Source organism: Sphingomonas sp. SORGH_AS_0789, assembly GCF_031453055.1.
Taxonomy (GTDB): Bacteria; Pseudomonadota; Alphaproteobacteria; order Sphingomonadales; family Sphingomonadaceae; genus Sphingomonas.
Genome location: NZ_JAVIYV010000001.1, coordinates 3,619,424 through 3,635,619 on the forward strand (window position 1 = coordinate 3,619,424; position 16,196 = coordinate 3,635,619).

Here is a 16,196-nt window from a genome sequence, read left to right on the forward strand (position 1 = left end):
GCGCGCGGAGGTCGCATCCATTCATCATGACGAGGAGATCAGGCATGACCCGATCGGATACGATATGGCTGCTTGCCGTGGCAGGTGCTCTTTGTGCTTGTGGTGGCTCGACGGCAGCCGAGCAGAGCAAGCCTGTTTCGCCGCCTGACGATGCGGTTGAGAAAGTCGAGACCTGGAGAGCGCCCACCGGGTCGCGGCAGATGAATATCTGGCCGGGCGCGGCGCCCGATGGAACGTTCCGGCCGCAGCGCGGCGAAACCGTCCGAACATATCGCGATCCCGGCGTGGCAGGTGGCTGGTCGCAGGTTGTCATGAACGTCGCGGTTCCGACGATGACCATCATGTCACCCAAAGAGCCGAAAACGAAGACGGCGGTCATCGTCTTTCCGGGCGGCGGCTTCCAGAAGGTCTTCGTCGGGCTGGAAGGAACGGAAATCTGCGATTGGCTGGTGGCCCGGGGCATCACCTGCATCGTCTCGAAATACCGGGCGCCGGGCGGTAACGATTTCTGGGATCCGGTTACACAGCGCCAGATCACGCCGAAGATCCCCCGCGCATTGCAGGATGCCCAGCGCACCATAAGGTTGGTGCGGTCTAAGGCCGCCGAACTGGGGATAGATTCCAACCGGATCGGCGTCCTGGGCATGTCCGCTGGCGGCTATCTGGTGGCGCAGACCAGCACCATCCTCGCGCCGACCTATCGCCCCGTCGATGCGATCGACAAGATCAGCAGCCGTCCGGACTTCGGCATCGCGCTCTATCCCGGTCATATCTGCCGCGACGACGGGTCGTTCGATCCGAAACTGCCCGTGACGAAAGCCGCACCCCCGCAGTTCATCGTGCAGACCTGGGACGACCAGACCGATCCCGTCTGCAACAGCCTGATGTATGCCGCCGCGCTCGACAAGGCGGGGGTGCCCACCGAATTGCACCTATTTGCGCATGGCGGACACGCCTTTGCACTCCGCCATCCGAAGGAGCCGGTCGGAAAATGGCCGGAGCTGGTCAAACTGTGGCTCAGGCAAATCAAAATGCTGTAATTCCAGCACGGGTGCTCGCATCAGCTCGTCCGGACTAAGCAGGTGCCTTGGTTCGGGCTGCCGCCAAACCAGGTTATGAATGAATGACCGAATGTAGGTCATTCCGTTGAAAGCAGGCAGGCTGATGTTCACCGCCGCCGATCTTTAATGGCTCAGCGCGCGAACGTCGGCTGTTGTCGGAAACCGCCGTTTCGCGGACCAGTTCGGAACGTCGTCTTCGTCCCACGAACGACCGGCAGCAGGCTACCAATCGAGGTCTTTCGGGAAGCAAGATCCAAATGGCTGCTTTGGCCGAAAGCGGTAAGTCGCAGGTGCTCGACCAAGCGACCAGCATCGCCCCGTTGCAAGCCGTTCGTCGTACGCTTCTCAGACCCGGCACTTGCTGCTGGGCTACGCATTTGGCAGTCCCAGTTCTCCATCTCTCGGGACAGTTTCAGGAAAGAGTGGTCGGGAATAGATTGTGGCAAAACTGCCGCCTATAGGCCCAGGAAAGACCGTTGCGCTCGTCCCGTCGCGCTAGCGGTTCCCAACGAGAACGGCTTACATGGGGACATCCCCTAAGAGAAGCATAGCTATGCGGAGGTGGCGATCCTGCCGACCGGCGATGGGTGAAACTTGTCCTTTGGAAATCACCTGTTCATCGTCAGTGCGCGCGCCCCGCCTCCGATCCGGGACACTTCCATGGGCACACGCAATGGAAGCGTCAGCAACGTGTCGTTGTCGCCCGGCTGGTCGACCACCAGAGGCCCGGTCAGGATATAGCCCTGTTCACTGAGATAGCGTTCTAGCGTGCCGTTGAATGGCGATGGCCCCTGGCTTTGGTCGCCCAGCGCCAGGATGAGCTTGCAGGATCGATCGCATTCGATCCGCCCCTCCCGGATCATCGGGAAGCGGGCAGTTACGAGCGTGACGAGGTGCTGCCCATCATCGGCCGGAATCGCCGCCGCCGCGATCGGCGCGGTTGGCCTGGGGGCGGTGACAGCCGGCGGCGTCGATGTCGCGCCGCCGCCGACCACCTGGACGCGGCCTGTATCGCGTGGCGACGCAGGACCGTGTGACCGCATGACGAGCAACGACACGGTGATGACGATGGTCAGCACCGTGATACATGCCATTCCCACCCCGGCTGCAAAGCGCATATCATCCGATCCCCTGGGATGCCGTGACCAGGGATGGGCGCATCCGATGATGGCCCACCCCCGGCGGATTCAGTTGCTGATGACCGACGTGTTGCGGCGATTCTTGCCACGCAGGTTGGAAATGGCAGTGATCGGGTCGTCGGTGATGATGTAGGAGAAGCTTCCGCTCACCACATCCGTCAGCCAGTTCAGGTCCGGCCGGTTGTCGGCGGTTTCCTGGCCCCAGCCATGCTGGGATTTCCACAGCCAGTATTTCGGCTCGGTGCAGCAATGGCCGTCGAGCGCGAAATAGGTATTGTTGCGCGTTTCGGGCACGGGCTGGTACGCGCCCAGGATCTTGGTGGTCCGCTGCGTCGTGCGCAGGCCGTAATAGCGGTTGACGATGTTATCCAGCGGATAGCTCAATGAATTATCATACTGCTTCATCCGCACTTCGGTCGCATAGACATAGCCCTTGTCGTAATAGGCCTGCCAATTCGACAGCGCGTTGGACGGGCCGCCGCTCGCATCGATGAAGTCGGCGCCGAACACGGGGATCAGCCGGAACCGACCGCCTTCGGTCGACGGATCGAAAATTCCCTTCTGCTCGAATTCGGCGGGCGTCTTGCCGATCGAGCTGACCGGCATCTTGAAATAGACCCAGCGTTCCGCCGGCGTGCCCCAGGCGTTCTTGTAACCCTTGACGATCTCCCACGCCGCCTTGGCGACGGCGACGTCCTTCACGTCGAACAACAGGATCATCGAGATCTTCTGGTCGCGGACGGCGCTGAGGATATCGTGCAGGCGCGTGAAGCGGCTGTCGGTATAGCCCGACAGGCTGGGCTTGCGCAGGGCGAGCTTATAGGTTTCGCCCGGAAACTGATCGACATTGGGGTTATAGCCGCGCCCCGTATATGGATCATATTCGGTGGCGCCGCTGACCGCGCTATAGGCGTTGGTCGTGCGGCCGAGATTGCTGTCATGCATGACCGCCACATTGCCGTGACGGTCGAAACGCAGGTCGATCTCGGAACATTCGATGCCCTGCGTCGCGGCGGCCTGGATCGCCGCGACCGAATTCTCGGGCACGTCGCGCAGCCAGTCCTGATGCGAGTTGGTGCCGACCGCCGTGCCGTGCAGGCCCCGATGGGCGCACACCATCGTCATGTCGGTGCGCGCGGTCTTCATCAGATTGCCGATCTTGTCCGTGTTGTAATTCGCGGCATGTGCGGTCGAAACCGCCAGGCAGGCCAATGCCAGGCCGATGATGCTGGACAGGCGAAATCCCATGGATCGTTCCTCAGTGAAGGGTTCGTGGATCGGTACGCGGTACTAATCGAATGTCGGGGTCCGTATCGGCGACGAAGACCGAAGGCGGCGGCGCGGGCGCGATGGCGGGGGACAGCAGGGCGCCCGTATCGGGATCGTAGCGGAACACCTCTGTCACGGGCCCGGTGACGACGGTCAGGACTCCGCGCAGGTCGTCCGTCACCGCGATCCGGGTCGCCGGTTCATCGCCGCAGACGACCTGCGCCCCGGCGTCGAAACCGGCGCCGCCATCGGGCTTTATGAGACAGGACCGACCGCCGGGCCGGGCAATCTCCAGCCACCCTCGCGCGGTGATCCGGTGGCTGTAGAGGCCACGTCCGTCGGGCGCGATCGAGGTGAAGGTATCGCCGCGGCCAAAGCGACGCTCGGGCGTACCCAAGCCCTTCACGCCGACGATATTCTCGGTCAGCAGTCCATCCGGGCCGATATAGTAATGGCCGATCTGCGTGCCCGTATCATCGGGCCAGCGCAGATGCATATGGACATGCGGCGGCGCATCGACATGACCATGCGGGGCATTGGTGTCGAAACCCATGATCTGGATGCGGCCCAGCCCCTCCCGCTCGGCCTCCTCGCCCAGGCCCAGGCGGCGCACGACTTCGCGCTGGGCAAATTCGAGCACGTTCGCCGTGCGGCGTTGCCGATCGGGAAATGGGCCGGTCGCATAGGCACCGGCGCGGCGCGCCGGGTCGGCATGTTCGAAGCGCAGCACCATTCCCGGCTCGACGATATGCGTCGCGACCTCGGCGGCGGTGATCGCATCGGTCGCGACCGGCGGCAACTGCACCACCACGCCGTGCGGCCCCGACCGGAACGGCACGTCCCCGCCCGACAGGAGCACGCGCCGCACCGCCAGGCGCGGCCCGTCGAACGCCAGTTCCAGCGATCGCCGCCTCGGCACGTGCAGGGCGACCACGGTCTCGCGCGGATTGTCCGCATTGAACAGCGGCGTGGTCACGGGCGCGCAGGCCGGACAGGATTCCGGCTGGAACCGTGCGACCGGACGGTCCGGCGAACCGTGCTTCACGAACTTGAGCACGATCTGCACCGCATCGCCCCCCTCCTGCGGGGGCGCAGCCCAAGCCGGGACGGCAGACAGAAAGGCGGCGCAGAGCAGGGCCTGGGCTGCCCGGCTTACCATTTCGGCTTCCACGACAGGCCCAGCCAGAAGGTGCGCCCGACCGGGAAATAATAGTTCACATAATCGCGCCGCACGCCCTGGCGGACGATAAACGGCTCCTTGGTCAGGTTCTGCACCTGCCCGACCAGCTCGACGCCCTCGCGCAGCGTCACGCGCGCCTGCATGTCCAGCTGCTGACGCGGTTCCTGATACAGGTCGCGGGTCGGCGTATCGCCATCGGCGGACTGCAGCGCACGGCCGATGCGATTATAGGATGCGCGAAGCTCGACCGGCCCGGCGACGTAGAAGACCGTCATGTTGGCGATATAGGCGGGTTGCTGGATCAGGCCGGTCGTGCGCCGCGTCCGGGGTAGGCCGGTCGCGATGCCCGCCGCGCTGACCGGCTGGTCGAACGATCCGTCGAGCAAGGTGATGTTAGCATTGACGCCCAGACCCGGGATCGCCGCGATCCGGTCGAGCGTATAGCTCGCCTCGATCCCCTTGACCCGTGCGCACGCCGCATTGCGCGGCGTGCTGATGAACACGGTCTGGTAGGTGACGCCGGCGAAGCTCGTCGGGCTGCCCGCCTGGGACGAGGTGAAGATCTCGTTGCGGATGTCCTTGGCGAACCCGGCGAGCGACACCATGCCCGCGCCCCCCAGATACCATTCGTAGGACAGGTCGTAATTCCACGCCTCGCGCGGCTTCAGCGCCGGATTGCCGGTGTTGATGGTCAGCGTGCCGTCTGTCCCGACGCCGAAGGTCGTGCGCGCCGCATATTGGCTATAGTCGGGGCGGCCGATCGTCTTCGACACGCCCGCGCGCAGCCGCATTCCGTCGCCCAGATCATAGGTGGCGAGCGCCGAGGGCAACCAGAAGCCATAGCCGGTCGTCCGCCGCTGCGGCGTATAGGTCGTGGCGTTGACCAGCTGGTTGGTGTCGATGACCAGGTCGGTGCGGTCGTAGCGGACGCCCGCGCGCAGGTCGAACCGCTCGGTGCGGTAAAGGCCCTGAAGATAGGCCGCCTTGACCCGTTCGATATCGTTGAAGTCGTCGGCGACATTGTTCGCAACCTGGTTGGTCGCGATGAAGGCGCTGCGGTTCGCGGCGAAGCGCGCCCAGGCGGCAGCGCGGTTGAGCAGCAGATAGGGGACGCCCGGCGTCTCATAGGTCGCCGGACGCTCCGGATAGAGGAGGCCCGCCAGCGTGCCGACCGCCGCCTGCCCAGCCACGGTGCCGGGGACATATTCCAGATAGGTCTGGTCATAGCCGACATCGGTGCGCGTCGTGGCGACACCGACGTTCAGGCCCGCACCACGATCGTCCGCGCCACTGTTATAGCCGAGATTGGCGGTTGCATATTGGACCGTCGAATCCAGATCGCGGTGGATGTCGCGATAATAGAGGTTCTTGTACGAATTCGGGTCGGCCGCCGCGACGGGGTCGTTGAAGGTCAGGCGCGGACGCCCGTCGACCAACGTGTAGCTGTACCCGAAAGCGTTCGCGAACCCGTTCGATGCCGCGCCGGCACGCGGGGCGACATCATATTTGATCATCTCGCGATGTTCCCGGTACAGCGCCTTGGACCGGGCGATCGTCGCGTCGAGCACCCAGCCGCTGCCGAAATCATGCCGCCCCTTCATGTCGACGAGCCAGGTGTCGCGGTTGACCGGCTGGAAGGTCAGCCCCTGCTGCGTATCGCCCTGGGCGAAGCGGCCGCTGGTCAGGGTCGTCCCGATCGGCGCGCCGGTCGGCTGGGTCAGCGCCTCGTAGCGCGTCTCGGTGTCGGTATCGTGATAATAGCCACCGAACAGCGACACGGCTGTCGCATCGTCGGGTCGCCATTCGAGCTTCAGATTGCCCGACAGGCGGGTGCGCATATTCTCGAAGAAATAATCCTGGTTGCGCACGGGCACGAGATTGCCGTTCGACAGGCCGGGAAAGGCTGTCCGCGCGCCCGCCGCCGTGAAATAGCTCCACCCCGCACCGTTGCTGTCGCCCGGCAGTTCGGCGCGCGCCGTCGACGGCAGCCGCTGATATTCGACCGACGCGACCACACCGAACTGGTCGCCCGATCCGAACACGCGCGACGCCGTGGCATCGGTTCGGATCGAGGCGCCCCCGCCGCGCACCAGCTTGCCCGTGGTGTCGTTGTAGCCGCCATTGGCGTTGACCACGAAGAAGCTGTGCCCCTGCTGGTCGAAGGCGCTTTTCGACACGATGTTGATCTGCCCACCCAGCGCATGGGGGTCATATTGCGCCGACACACTCTTGATCGCCTCGATCCGCGACACGAGCGAGGCGGGCAGCATGTCTAGGCGTGCGCCACGATAGACCCAGTCGGGTGAAGCGAGCGGAATGCCGTCGATCGTCACCAGATTGTAGCGCGGGTCGAGCCCGCGGATCGTCGCACGCTGATAGATGTCGCGGTTCTTGGTCGGGTCCGCGCCGCCGACCACCGAGACGCCGGTGATGCGGCGGCTCGCCTCGACGATATTGAGGTCGGGCAGCCGGCCGACATCGTCCTGCGACACGGCGTCGAGGATGACGGCGGCGTTCTTCTTGGCCTTCGTGGCGGATCGTTGCGACGCGCGGAAGCCCGTCACGACGATCTCGCCGCCCGCTTCGCCGGACGCCTTGGCGGTCGACGACCCGGTCGAAGGATCCGTCGCTTGCGCCAGCGCGGGCGACACCCCCGCCAGCATCGTTCCCGCCAGCCACAGATCGGCCCATCGCTTCGTGATTCGCATGATCGTCTTCCCCTTTGGTCTCTTTATATATCATGATGTATGATATTATTTTGACAGTCGTGCGCTATGCAGCGCCGATCGAGCCGGGTAGACGCCGGTGGCGTGGGGAAGGTGATGACGAACCGTCGATTATCCGCGCGTGCGCGCAGCGTGCTGAGCATGATCCGCCGCCATGGCCAGGTGTCGCGGGCGGTGCTGATCCGCGAGAGCGGCCTGTCGGGCACCGCGATCTTTCGTGCGACGGAGGAACTGGAGGCCTCCGGTCTGGTCCGCTCGGGCGAGTCGGTCATTGCGGGGCGCGGCCAGCCGAGCACCACGATCCATATCGAACCCGATGCGGCGTTCAGCCTGGGCCTGTCGGTGATGACCGACCGGGCGGACGTCGTCCTGATCGACATGGCGGGAACGGTGCGCGCCCGGCGCGAGGTGACATGCCCCGACATGTCGCGGTCCGCCATCATCGCGGAGGTCCTGCGCTTCAGCGACGATGTCTTCGCGGCGTCAGGCCTGGACCGGCGGCGCCTGCAGGGGCTGGGGGTCGCGGTGGCGGGCTATTTCGTCGATCCGGGCACGGTCAATCCCGGCTTCGAACTGGAGGATTGGGCGCTTGTCGATCTGGGCGATGCGATCGCGCGCGACCTGGCGATGCCGGTCGTGGTCGAGAATATCGCCAATGCCGCGGCACTTGGCGAACGCCTGTTGGGGACGGGCGCGCGGTTCGAGAGCTTTTGCTACATCAACGTCGCGGCCGGGTTCGGCGCGGGCATCGTGGTCGACGGCGCGTTGATGCGCGGACGCCACGGCAATGCGGGCGAGATCGGCGGCCTGTTCCTGTCCAGCGGACGCGTCACCCCCAATCTCGCGACGCTGCGCGATTGCCTGGCCGAACATGGCGTTCATTGTGACGGCATCTCCGACATGATCGCCCGCTTCGATCCAGAATGGCCTGGCGTCGAGGCATGGCTGGCGACGCATCAGCCGTCTTTTTCCTATCTGTTCGGCGCGCTGCGCTTCACGCTGGATTGCGAAGCGCTGATCCTGGGCGGCCGCCTGCCGCGTGCGCTCGCCCGGCGGATCGTCGATGCGATCGACTGGCCCGAAAACCACTGGCCGATCCGGCGCGGGCGACGGGCACCGGCCACCGCGACGATGGTGGCGCATCTGGAGCCGGAACTGTCCGGCCCGCTGGGCGCCGCGGCCCTGGTCTTTCACCGCACGCTGTTCGACTGACGCGAAAGACGGGGATGGCCGCCACGCACAGCAGCGCGACGATACCCGCCGCCGCCGCCATCAGCATCAGGGGCGCAGACCGGGGATCGGCCATCGTCACGCGGTAGGGCGATGCCGAGAGTATCTCGCCGAGCAGCAACATGGCCCCCGCCTGCCCCAGTTTCGAGACGCAGGTGAACAGACCAGCATGACCCGTCGCCTTTGCCGTGGCGGCATGGGCCATCATCGCCGACCAGAGGATCAGCCACAGGCCGCTCATCCCCGCGCCGAAGCCGAGCCCCGCCATCGCCCCGGCCATGGCGGGTGGCGCGACCAGCAACGCGGCGGCGGCAAGCAGGAGCAGCGCGGCGGCGCCCGACAGGACGCTCGCTGGCCCGAGACGCCGGTGACACAGGGCCCAGATCGGCGGACTGACGATGCCCCCGATCGCGCCCCCGATCAGCAGACCGCCGCCGGCCCCGGCATAGGCGGCATAATAGGGTTCAAGGGCGCGAAAGCTAGTGCCCAGGATCATCATCAACACCAATATCGCCAGAAGGATGGGTATGGCGATGCGCGTATCGCGTTCGAGCACGGGGTCGGCAGGCGCGCGATGATCGTCCTCCGGCCCGCCGCACAGCGACCAGGCCGTGCCGCACACGAAAAGTGCCAGGCACCCGGCCCATGACAGCCACGCGGCCAGGGTCTGCCCATGGATCATCAGCGGCGCCGCGATCGTCGCGACGCTCAGACCGGCCAGCCCAGATGCGACATTACGCCGCGCCAGCAATTCGCAGCGTGCGTCCGTTCCCGGTACGAGCAGGGCAACCATCGCGTTCTGCGGGACGTCGACAAAGGGATAGCAGGCCCGAAACGGCAGCAGCATCACCATCGCCCAACCCAGCCTGTGTCCGGGCGCCAGCAGCGGGGTGGCGCAGAATGCCAGGAAGAACAAACAAGCAACCGGCGCGGCCAGCGCCTGCCGACGGGTCGCGGCGCCCACCGTCGTCACCGTCCGGCTCCAACAGGCCCCGAGCGCGGCGTCGATCAGACCGTTGAGCATCAGCGACCCCGCCATGATCGCGCCCATCGCCCGCGTATCCAATGCGCAGATCTCGGTCAGGAAAAAGCCGAAGAGCAGTGTGCTGGCATGCCAGAGGTGGCTCTTGGCGAAGTGCGCCAGCAAATAGCGCACCGTCGCGCGTCGGCTGAGCACCCCCCTTGAGACTGACCGATCCCGCACGCGATCCACCCGAAGCCCCGGGCCAAAGAGCGCCCATCCGCTATCCTGGCGGAAATTTATGCCCCTTTTATGTACCGCGTCGATATTGGGTCACGCGAAACGGAATAGTCCGCGCTCAGCCGGAACCGCACTGGCAAATACATTCCCCGCTTCCCCATTTTTCGACTTTCAGAGAGCGGCTGGTTTCTCAAAACATCGTCCTTTTCGGGACACTCGCGAATGGCCGGACTCCGTCGAACCCGCCGTACGGCGAGGCTACTGCGAATAGCAGATTTGTCCCAAGGGCTGTCGAATTCTGAGTTGTCGGCGACCGACCAGACTGCAAAATTCGGCGACGTTGTTGCGAGCGGCGGCTCTTGCCGAAACTCGCCATCCATGTCTCGCAAACCAGCCGGTCAGCTCTGCGCCCTAACAGCCGTCGTTCAGGCCCGCCCGGGGCGATCCCAAATGCAGTCCTTCGTTCAGCCGCACGGTACCCAGCGCGTCGTAACCGACCTGTTCTATCGGCAGAAGGGCGTCGTGTTACGCACGCCGTCGCTGGCCGAACGGGCGACCGATGTACCGCTGCTCGCCAGATTGTTCCTGCGGCGGGCGGCCGAAGGTTGGGCCAACTTCTTGCCGGACGCGCTGAATTGGTTGGCGGGCCGGGGAAGGCCCGGCAACGTCCGCAAATTGCGCGCCGCCGTCGAATGCGCCCCAGCGCTGGCGATCCTGGGCGCGGCGGGCACCATCGTCACGGCCGCCGACCTCGCCTTCGCGGTCGGCGACGCTCCGTTACCGGTAGGGAGCGTCGCCACCATCGCCCCCCAAAGTCTTGAAGAGGAAATCGCCGCTCTGGAACGCCGCCGCATCGTCGAGGCGCTTCAGCGGACCGGGCACAACCACACCCATACGACGCGCGAACTGGGTCTGTCGCGCGTCGGCCTGCTCAAGAAGATGGACCGGATGGGGCTGCGCTGATCTCCGTGCTGTAACCGCGCTGGTCAGCCTCGCGTCCTCCGGCCCGCCGACTGACGCGTCGGGCGCGCACAGCGCAGATGCTTAGGAAGAAGATTAATGGTTTCAGGCGACGGCAGATGGCCGGTGACGATGGGCAGGCGGTCCACGACATCCGCCAAGATCTCCAGCCGCGTCGCTCCCGCATAGCGAACGGCATTTTCGCCACCAATCTGCTGCCCGAGGAGGTCGGCCCGCGTCTCTTCGAAGGTCTGCAACGCCTTCAGCTCGGTGCTGACCATGTGTCGGCCGCTATGCACCGCCTGGCCCGGCTTGATGAGCGACAGCAACGGCTTGATCTTCAGCCAGATGGTGTTGAAGAACACATCGCCCAACGGTCGGCCGCCCTTGCCGGGCACGATTTCCGGAAAGAGATATTCTTCGCCCGCCGCCCGCATCGCGGCAACGTAGTCCAGCAGGCCGAGCCGGCGAAGTTCCGCGCAGATGGGAACCTTTCGAGTGCTCTTGGCCGTTTTGACCCGTCCGGCGCGGGTGTTGCGGATATCGAAATACGGGACGCCATCTTCCTCGCCGATGTCCTCGACGAGCAGCTTGCATGCTTCCTCACGCCGCATACCCGAGTACCAGACAATCGGCATGATCCAATAAGCCGCATCATGCCAAATCCGGCCGTCACTTCCCTTCGTGAACCGGCCGTCCAGCGTTGGGCTGCCGGTCCAGATTCCGAGTGCGAACAGCTCTTGCCCCTGCTGGATGGTGTAGGGATCACGCTCCGTCCGTTCGTCGCGCTCCTCTTCCACGAGAATGTAGTCGGAGAAATCAAGCACCCGCATTTTTGTCTTGCTGGCAAGCCATGTGGACAGCTTTTTCAGGTTGGCGAAGTGCCTGTTGATCGTACCGACATCCAATCCGATCGTGAAATTAATGGCTTCTGCGTGCTTCTCCGCCTCCTCCACCCGGTCGGCAGCCTCGAGGCAGATGTCTTCGATCTTCATCGGCTCGTGCCGCACCGACTTGTGATGCGTGGAAGGCATGCGGTTGAGCTGGTCGTAGAACCGGTTGAGATCCTCCTGCCTTGTTTGCGCCAAGGGCTTGCCGCCATTCGACTTGCCGAACAAGAAGGCCGCCGCCTTAAACTGACGCCGCTGACTGTCGGCCCAAGTCTTCGCCTGTGACTTAGGCTTGTTAGCGGCCGCTTTGGTCACGGTGGCGCGCCCTCGGGCCTTTGGCTTGAGGCTCATATACGCCTCAACTACCTCCAACGGGGTCATGCGCGCGTAGCGCTGCCTTTCCGCTTTCTCGTCCTCCCCATCCTCCTCATCCCATTGCTCGGGATTGGCCGAGACATTCGCCGCCGTCTGCGCGGACATGGGGGCTGGCGTCGGGGCTACGCTTTGTGCAGGCGAAGGAGCCGCCGCGCCGAGGGGTCGCATAATGGTCGCCGCGACGGCCATTCGATTGGCCATGTCCTGCAACGCCGGATCGGCGTACGACGCCGCGGCCGCCGCTCGCGCCTGACACATGATCTGACGGGCGGCCTCACTCCGGTCGCCGGATTCGTCGATACCCACGCGGCGCAATAAGTCTCGCGCTTCCTTCAGCAGATGCTCGGGCAATTCGGGGGTTCGGCCGAGCATCGCATAGAGATGCCCGCGTGCGTCGTCGTCCAAGTCGGCAAAGCGGCTGTCGAAGCCGCCAACATAATCGATTCCCAGAAAATCAGTGAAGCCATTGTCGGCAAAATCGCGGTTCACCGCGCCATAGATGGCCCGCATCTGCGCGAAGCGTTCCGCGACATGGCCTTCGCCGTCCTGCTGGATCGACTGGTGCTGATAGGCCAGCATATTCCGGTAGCGGATCATCTCCTCCTGAAATATGGCACTGGCTTGGTCGGCGGTAAGGCCGTCTCGCTCAATCTTCTCGTACAGGCTCATCCGCACCGTCTCGCTCTGCCCGGTCATCGCGACCGCGCGTCGACGCGCGACCGGCTGGTCCTTCGTCAGAAGGCTGACCATCATCACTACGGTTATAGGTTTTGCGCTCGCGGGCGCCAAACGCAGTCTTCGCCGCCACCAATAGACCGCACTGCGGCGGGTGACGTTCTCGATCGCTGGCATCAGGGACTGGCTCCATCGACTGGCGTCAGTTGACGCCACTGCGATGGTTGAATCCCTGCCAAGTTACCGAAAACCGCAGTTTTCCGTCCCCTTAGCTGGGGCAATCAGTGCTTGGCTGGGGCGGCAGGATTCGAACCTGCGTATGACGGTACCAAAAACCGTTGCCTTACCGCTTGGCGACGCCCCAGTGGAGAGGCGCGCCTTATACCGGGCGCGCCGCTCTTGAAAAGCCCCTAATGCGGGGAAAATCGTCAGCCCAGGCGGCGCATCCAGCCGTGCGGATCGGGGGCCTGGCCGCGCTGGATCGATACCAGCTGGTCGCGCAGACGGGTGGTCAGCTGGCCGGGACCGCCACTGCCGATGGTGAAGCGGCCCGCGGGCTCGGCGACGCTGCCGATCGGGGTGACGACGGCCGCCGTGCCGCAGGCGAACGCCTCGACCAGGCGGCCGCTGGCGGCGTCGGCACGCCACTGGTCGATCGCATAGGGCTCCTCGCGCACGGTCAGGCCCTGCGCGCGTGCGATGGTCAGGATCGAATCGCGGGTGATGCCGGGCAGGATCGTGCCGGTCAGCGGCGGCGTGACCAGCGAGCCGTCGTCGAACACGAAGAAGACGTTCATGCCGCCCAGTTCCTCGACCCAGCGGCGCTCGACCGCGTCGAGGAAAACGACCTGATCACACCCGTTGGCGATCGCTTCCTTCTGCGCGAGCAGGCTGGCGGCATAGTTGCCGCCGCACTTGGCCGCGCCCGTGCCGCCGGGAGCCGCGCGGGTATAGCCCTGGCTGACCCAGATCGACACGGCGGGCGCGCCGCCCTTGAAATAGGCGCCCACCGACGAAGCGATGACCATGTAGAGATATTCGGACGAGGGCTTCACGCCCAGGAAGACCTCGCTGGCGAACATGAAGGGGCGCAGATAGAGCGCACCGCCGTCCTGCTCGGGAATCCAGTTGCGCTCCACCTCGACCAATCGCTCGACCGATTCCAGGAACAGGTCCTCGGGCAGCTCGGGCATCGCCATGCGCCGCGCCGAATCCTGGAAACGGCGGGCATTGGCCTCGGGCCGGAACAGCGCGGTGCCGCCATCGGCCAGGCGATAGGCCTTCATCCCCTCGAAGATCTCCTGCGCATAATGCAGGACCGAGGCGGCCGGATCGACCTGAAGCGGCACGCGCGCGGTGATCTGCGCGTCGTGCCAGCCCTTGTCGTCGCTATAGCGGATCAGGGCCATGTGATCGGTGAAAACGCGCCCGAAGCCGGGATCGACCAAACGCGCCGTCCGCTCGCTCGCCTCGACCGGGGTCTGGCTAGGATCGAACCGAAACGTAAGGGATTGATGCGCTTCCATGATCAACTCTCTGTTTTGGGTTGCCGTGGCCTAGGCGCTGTGAGTAGACGGGTCAACATGGCTGCCTCGAACCAGTCCGCATCGGCACAGTTTCTTCGTGAACCCGAACTCCGCAGGGGTATGGAATTGCTGTATTTCGGCAATAGCCACCTCGTGCGATCCATCGATCGTGGCCTGGCTGCGCAAGGGCTGGGGCGCGCGCATCACCGCGCGCTCTATTTCATGGCGCGGCGGCCCGACATGACGGTCAGCGAGCTGTTGTCGCTCCTGGCCATCACCAAGCAATCGCTGGGGCGCGTGCTCAACGAGCTGGCGAGCCGCGACCTGGTGGAGACGCGGCCGGGGGACCGCGACCGGCGGCAAAGGCTGCTACGGCTGACCCCGGCCGGTGCGGCCATGGAGGCCGAGCTGTTCGACGCGTTGCGCGAGAAGCTGGCCAAGGCCTATGCCCGTGCGGGGCAGCAGGCGGTGACCGGGTTCTGGACGGTGCTGGAGGGGTTCATCCCCGAGAATGAGCGCGCCCGGATCGAGGAACTGCGTTCCAACGACGGTTGATTTCGGTTCGCGCGAAGACGCGATGGCGCGAAGGTGTTGCGAGCGAGGCTTCGCGCCTTCGCGAGAACCCCAGATCAGCGCCGCGCCGCCGCCGCCATTTCCCGATTGCGCCGTTCCGACGCCGCGAGCGTGTCGGCCATTAGCCGCTGGAGCGCATTCCCGGCATCCAGCACATTGAGCCCCTCGCGGGTCGAGCCGCCGGGACTGGCGACCCGATCGGCAAGGATGGCGGGTGACGCATCGGCACCGATCGCCATGGCCCCTGCCCCGTCGACCGTCGCCAGCGCCAGCTGCCGGGCGAGATCGGGATTGAGCCCGAGCGCCACGCCCGCCTGCGCGATGGAATCGATGAAGCGGAACACGAAGGCCGGGCCACATCCGGCCAGCGCGGTGACCGCGTCGAACTGCCCCTCATCCTCGATCCATGGCGCCAGGCCTAGCGGTCGGGCGAGCGCCTCGGCCGCCGCGCGGACGGCCGGATCGTTCGAGCGGGTGAAGAGCGCCGTGACCCCCTGCCCGATCGCGACCGGCAGATTGGGCATCATCCGGACGACCGCGTCCGCCGGGATGCGCTCCGCCAGCGCCCGTTCCTCGACCCCGGCCAGGATCGAGAGGAGCAGCCGGGGGCGCAGATGCGCCAGGGTCGGCGCGATATCGTCAAGCTGCTGCGGCTTGAACCCCAGCATCAGGGTCGCCGGTCGCTCGTCGGTCGGTAGCGCGGTCAGCGAGCGGACGCCATCGGGCGCGCGCGTTCCGCTTCGGGTAATCACCGTGACCTGGGCGGGATCCAGCCCCTCGGAGAGCCAGCGGCGAAGCATCGCGCCCGCCATGTTGCCGCAACCGATCAGCCAGATCGGCCCGTCGGGAAAACCGCTCACGTCCCAGCTCCTCAGGCTTCGCCCTGCGTCTCGATCAGCGCGGCGGCCAGGGCCTCGCGCGGGGTCTTGCCGCCCCAGAGGACGAACTGGAACACGGGATAGAAACGCTCGCATTCCTCGATGGCCGATTCGACCAGCAATTCGGTGGCGGACAGCGAGATAGTGCCCTCGTCCCCGCCATCGACCATCGCCGCATGGCGGTAGAGCAGGATGCCGCTGTTCGACCAAAGCTCGAAATGGCCGATCCACAGCTGTTCGTTGACCAGCGCCAGCGCCTCATAGATGCTGGAGCGGCGATCCTCGGTCACCTTGATGTCGGGAAAAGCCAGGAATTGCAGCACGCTGTCGTCATCGCGCCACAGCGCGCGCAGCTCATAGCTGGCCCAGCTGCCCTTGACCGTCGCGACGATCTCTTCTTCATGGCGCTCATGCTCCCACCCATGCGCGGCGAAATACGCCTCCAGCATGTCGATGGGCGCCGATTCCTCGGTTTCGTGATCGTGCGATTCAAGCATCGTGGCTTCCTGCGAA

12 protein-coding genes, 1 tRNA gene and 1 pseudogene are annotated in these 16,196 nt (G+C 65.2%); 4 read left to right on the plus strand and 10 right to left on the minus strand.

Annotation, left to right across the window (positions count from 1 at the left end; genetic code table 11):
- Window positions 1–44: 44 nt before the first annotated feature.
- Complete coding sequence (locus QE360_RS16355; protein ID WP_309703268.1) at window positions 45–1,040, plus strand: alpha/beta hydrolase; 996 nt, start codon at window positions 45–47, stop codon at window positions 1,038–1,040.
- A gap of 629 nt (window positions 1,041–1,669) precedes the next feature.
- Here QE360_RS16355 and QE360_RS16360 read toward each other — a convergent pair.
- The 4 genes from QE360_RS16360 to QE360_RS16375 form a co-directional block, all read right to left on the minus strand.
- Window positions 1,670–2,140 carry a hypothetical protein gene (locus tag QE360_RS16360; RefSeq protein ID WP_309703270.1) on the minus strand — a complete coding sequence of 157 codons (471 nt, stop codon included), beginning with the start codon at window positions 2,138–2,140 and terminating at the stop codon, window positions 1,670–1,672.
- 108 nt (window positions 2,141–2,248) lie between these two features.
- A complete protein-coding gene (locus tag QE360_RS16365) occupies window positions 2,249–3,448 on the minus strand; it encodes a glycerophosphodiester phosphodiesterase family protein (RefSeq protein WP_309703272.1) in 1,200 nt (399 codons plus the stop codon).
- Window positions 3,449–3,458: 10 nt separating this feature from the next.
- A complete protein-coding gene (locus tag QE360_RS16370) occupies window positions 3,459–4,628 on the minus strand; it encodes a hypothetical protein (protein ID WP_309703274.1) in 1,170 nt (389 codons plus the stop codon).
- On the minus strand, window positions 4,622–7,357 hold the full coding sequence (locus tag QE360_RS16375; protein ID WP_309703276.1) for a TonB-dependent receptor: 2,736 nt from the start codon (window positions 7,355–7,357) through the stop codon (window positions 4,622–4,624). Before QE360_RS16375 ends, QE360_RS16370 begins: the two co-directional genes overlap by 7 nt.
- Before the next feature lie 114 nt (window positions 7,358–7,471).
- Between QE360_RS16375 and QE360_RS16380 the strand changes: the two genes are divergently transcribed.
- Window positions 7,472–8,587, plus strand: a complete 1,116-nt coding sequence (locus QE360_RS16380; RefSeq protein ID WP_309703278.1) for an ROK family transcriptional regulator — start codon at window positions 7,472–7,474, stop codon at window positions 8,585–8,587.
- Between the two features lie 25 nt (window positions 8,588–8,612).
- Here QE360_RS16380 and QE360_RS16385 read toward each other — a convergent pair.
- Window positions 8,613–9,818: pseudogene (locus QE360_RS16385) on the minus strand (MFS transporter); the annotation flags it as partial.
- A 438-nt stretch (window positions 9,819–10,256) separates the two neighbouring features.
- Here QE360_RS16385 and QE360_RS16390 point away from each other — a divergent pair.
- Window positions 10,257–10,769 carry a helix-turn-helix domain-containing protein gene (locus tag QE360_RS16390; protein WP_309703281.1) on the plus strand — a complete coding sequence of 171 codons (513 nt, stop codon included), beginning with the start codon at window positions 10,257–10,259 and terminating at the stop codon, window positions 10,767–10,769.
- 23 nt (window positions 10,770–10,792) lie between these two features.
- Here QE360_RS16390 and QE360_RS16395 read toward each other — a convergent pair whose 3' ends face one another.
- The 3 genes from QE360_RS16395 to QE360_RS16405 all read right to left on the minus strand — a co-directional run bounded on the left by QE360_RS16395 (window position 10,793) and on the right by QE360_RS16405 (window position 14,232).
- Window positions 10,793–12,883: an integrase gene (locus QE360_RS16395; protein ID WP_309703283.1), complete on the minus strand. Its 2,091-nt coding sequence runs from the start codon at window positions 12,881–12,883 to the stop codon at window positions 10,793–10,795.
- A gap of 112 nt (window positions 12,884–12,995) precedes the next feature.
- Window positions 12,996–13,070 (minus strand) — tRNA-Gln (locus QE360_RS16400).
- 64 nt (window positions 13,071–13,134) lie between these two features.
- The gene (locus QE360_RS16405) at window positions 13,135–14,232 is read right to left on the minus strand and encodes a branched-chain amino acid aminotransferase (protein ID WP_309694721.1); all 1,098 of its coding nucleotides are present in this window, start codon (window positions 14,230–14,232) and stop codon (window positions 13,135–13,137) included.
- 57 nt (window positions 14,233–14,289) lie between these two features.
- On the opposite strand from QE360_RS16405, the gene QE360_RS16410 reads away from it, so the two are divergent.
- Window positions 14,290–14,787 carry a helix-turn-helix domain-containing protein gene (locus tag QE360_RS16410; RefSeq protein ID WP_307099192.1) on the plus strand — a complete coding sequence of 166 codons (498 nt, stop codon included), beginning with the start codon at window positions 14,290–14,292 and terminating at the stop codon, window positions 14,785–14,787.
- A gap of 74 nt (window positions 14,788–14,861) precedes the next feature.
- Here the strand turns inward: QE360_RS16410 and proC are convergent, their stop codons facing one another.
- Entirely contained in the window at window positions 14,862–15,665 is an 804-nt protein-coding gene (proC, locus tag QE360_RS16415) for a pyrroline-5-carboxylate reductase (protein ID WP_309703285.1), read from the minus strand.
- Between the two features lie 11 nt (window positions 15,666–15,676).
- The gene (locus QE360_RS16420) at window positions 15,677–16,180 is read right to left on the minus strand and encodes a YbjN domain-containing protein (protein WP_309703286.1); all 504 of its coding nucleotides are present in this window, start codon (window positions 16,178–16,180) and stop codon (window positions 15,677–15,679) included.
- Window positions 16,181–16,196 lie beyond the last annotated feature (16 nt).

Bases quoted from the DNA above. Each gene is read 5' to 3' on its own strand.
- QE360_RS16355 (WP_309703268.1), top strand. From the start codon at position 45: ATGACCCGATCGGATACGATATGGCTGCTTGCCGTGGCAGGTGCTCTT.
- QE360_RS16365 (WP_309703272.1), bottom strand. From the start codon at position 3,448: ATGGGATTTCGCCTGTCCAGCATCATCGGCCTGGCATTGGCCTGCCTG.
- QE360_RS16370 (WP_309703274.1), bottom strand. From the start codon at position 4,628: ATGGTAAGCCGGGCAGCCCAGGCCCTGCTCTGCGCCGCCTTTCTGTCT.
- QE360_RS16375 (WP_309703276.1), bottom strand. From the start codon at position 7,357: ATGCGAATCACGAAGCGATGGGCCGATCTGTGGCTGGCGGGAACGATG.
- QE360_RS16380 (WP_309703278.1), top strand. From the start codon at position 7,472: ATGACGAACCGTCGATTATCCGCGCGTGCGCGCAGCGTGCTGAGCATG.
- QE360_RS16390 (WP_309703281.1), top strand. From the start codon at position 10,257: ATGCAGTCCTTCGTTCAGCCGCACGGTACCCAGCGCGTCGTAACCGAC.
- QE360_RS16395 (WP_309703283.1), bottom strand. From the start codon at position 12,883: ATGCCAGCGATCGAGAACGTCACCCGCCGCAGTGCGGTCTATTGGTGG.
- QE360_RS16405 (WP_309694721.1), bottom strand. From the start codon at position 14,232: ATGGAAGCGCATCAATCCCTTACGTTTCGGTTCGATCCTAGCCAGACC.
- QE360_RS16410 (WP_307099192.1), top strand. From the start codon at position 14,290: ATGGCTGCCTCGAACCAGTCCGCATCGGCACAGTTTCTTCGTGAACCC.
- QE360_RS16420 (WP_309703286.1), bottom strand. From the start codon at position 16,180: ATGCTTGAATCGCACGATCACGAAACCGAGGAATCGGCGCCCATCGAC.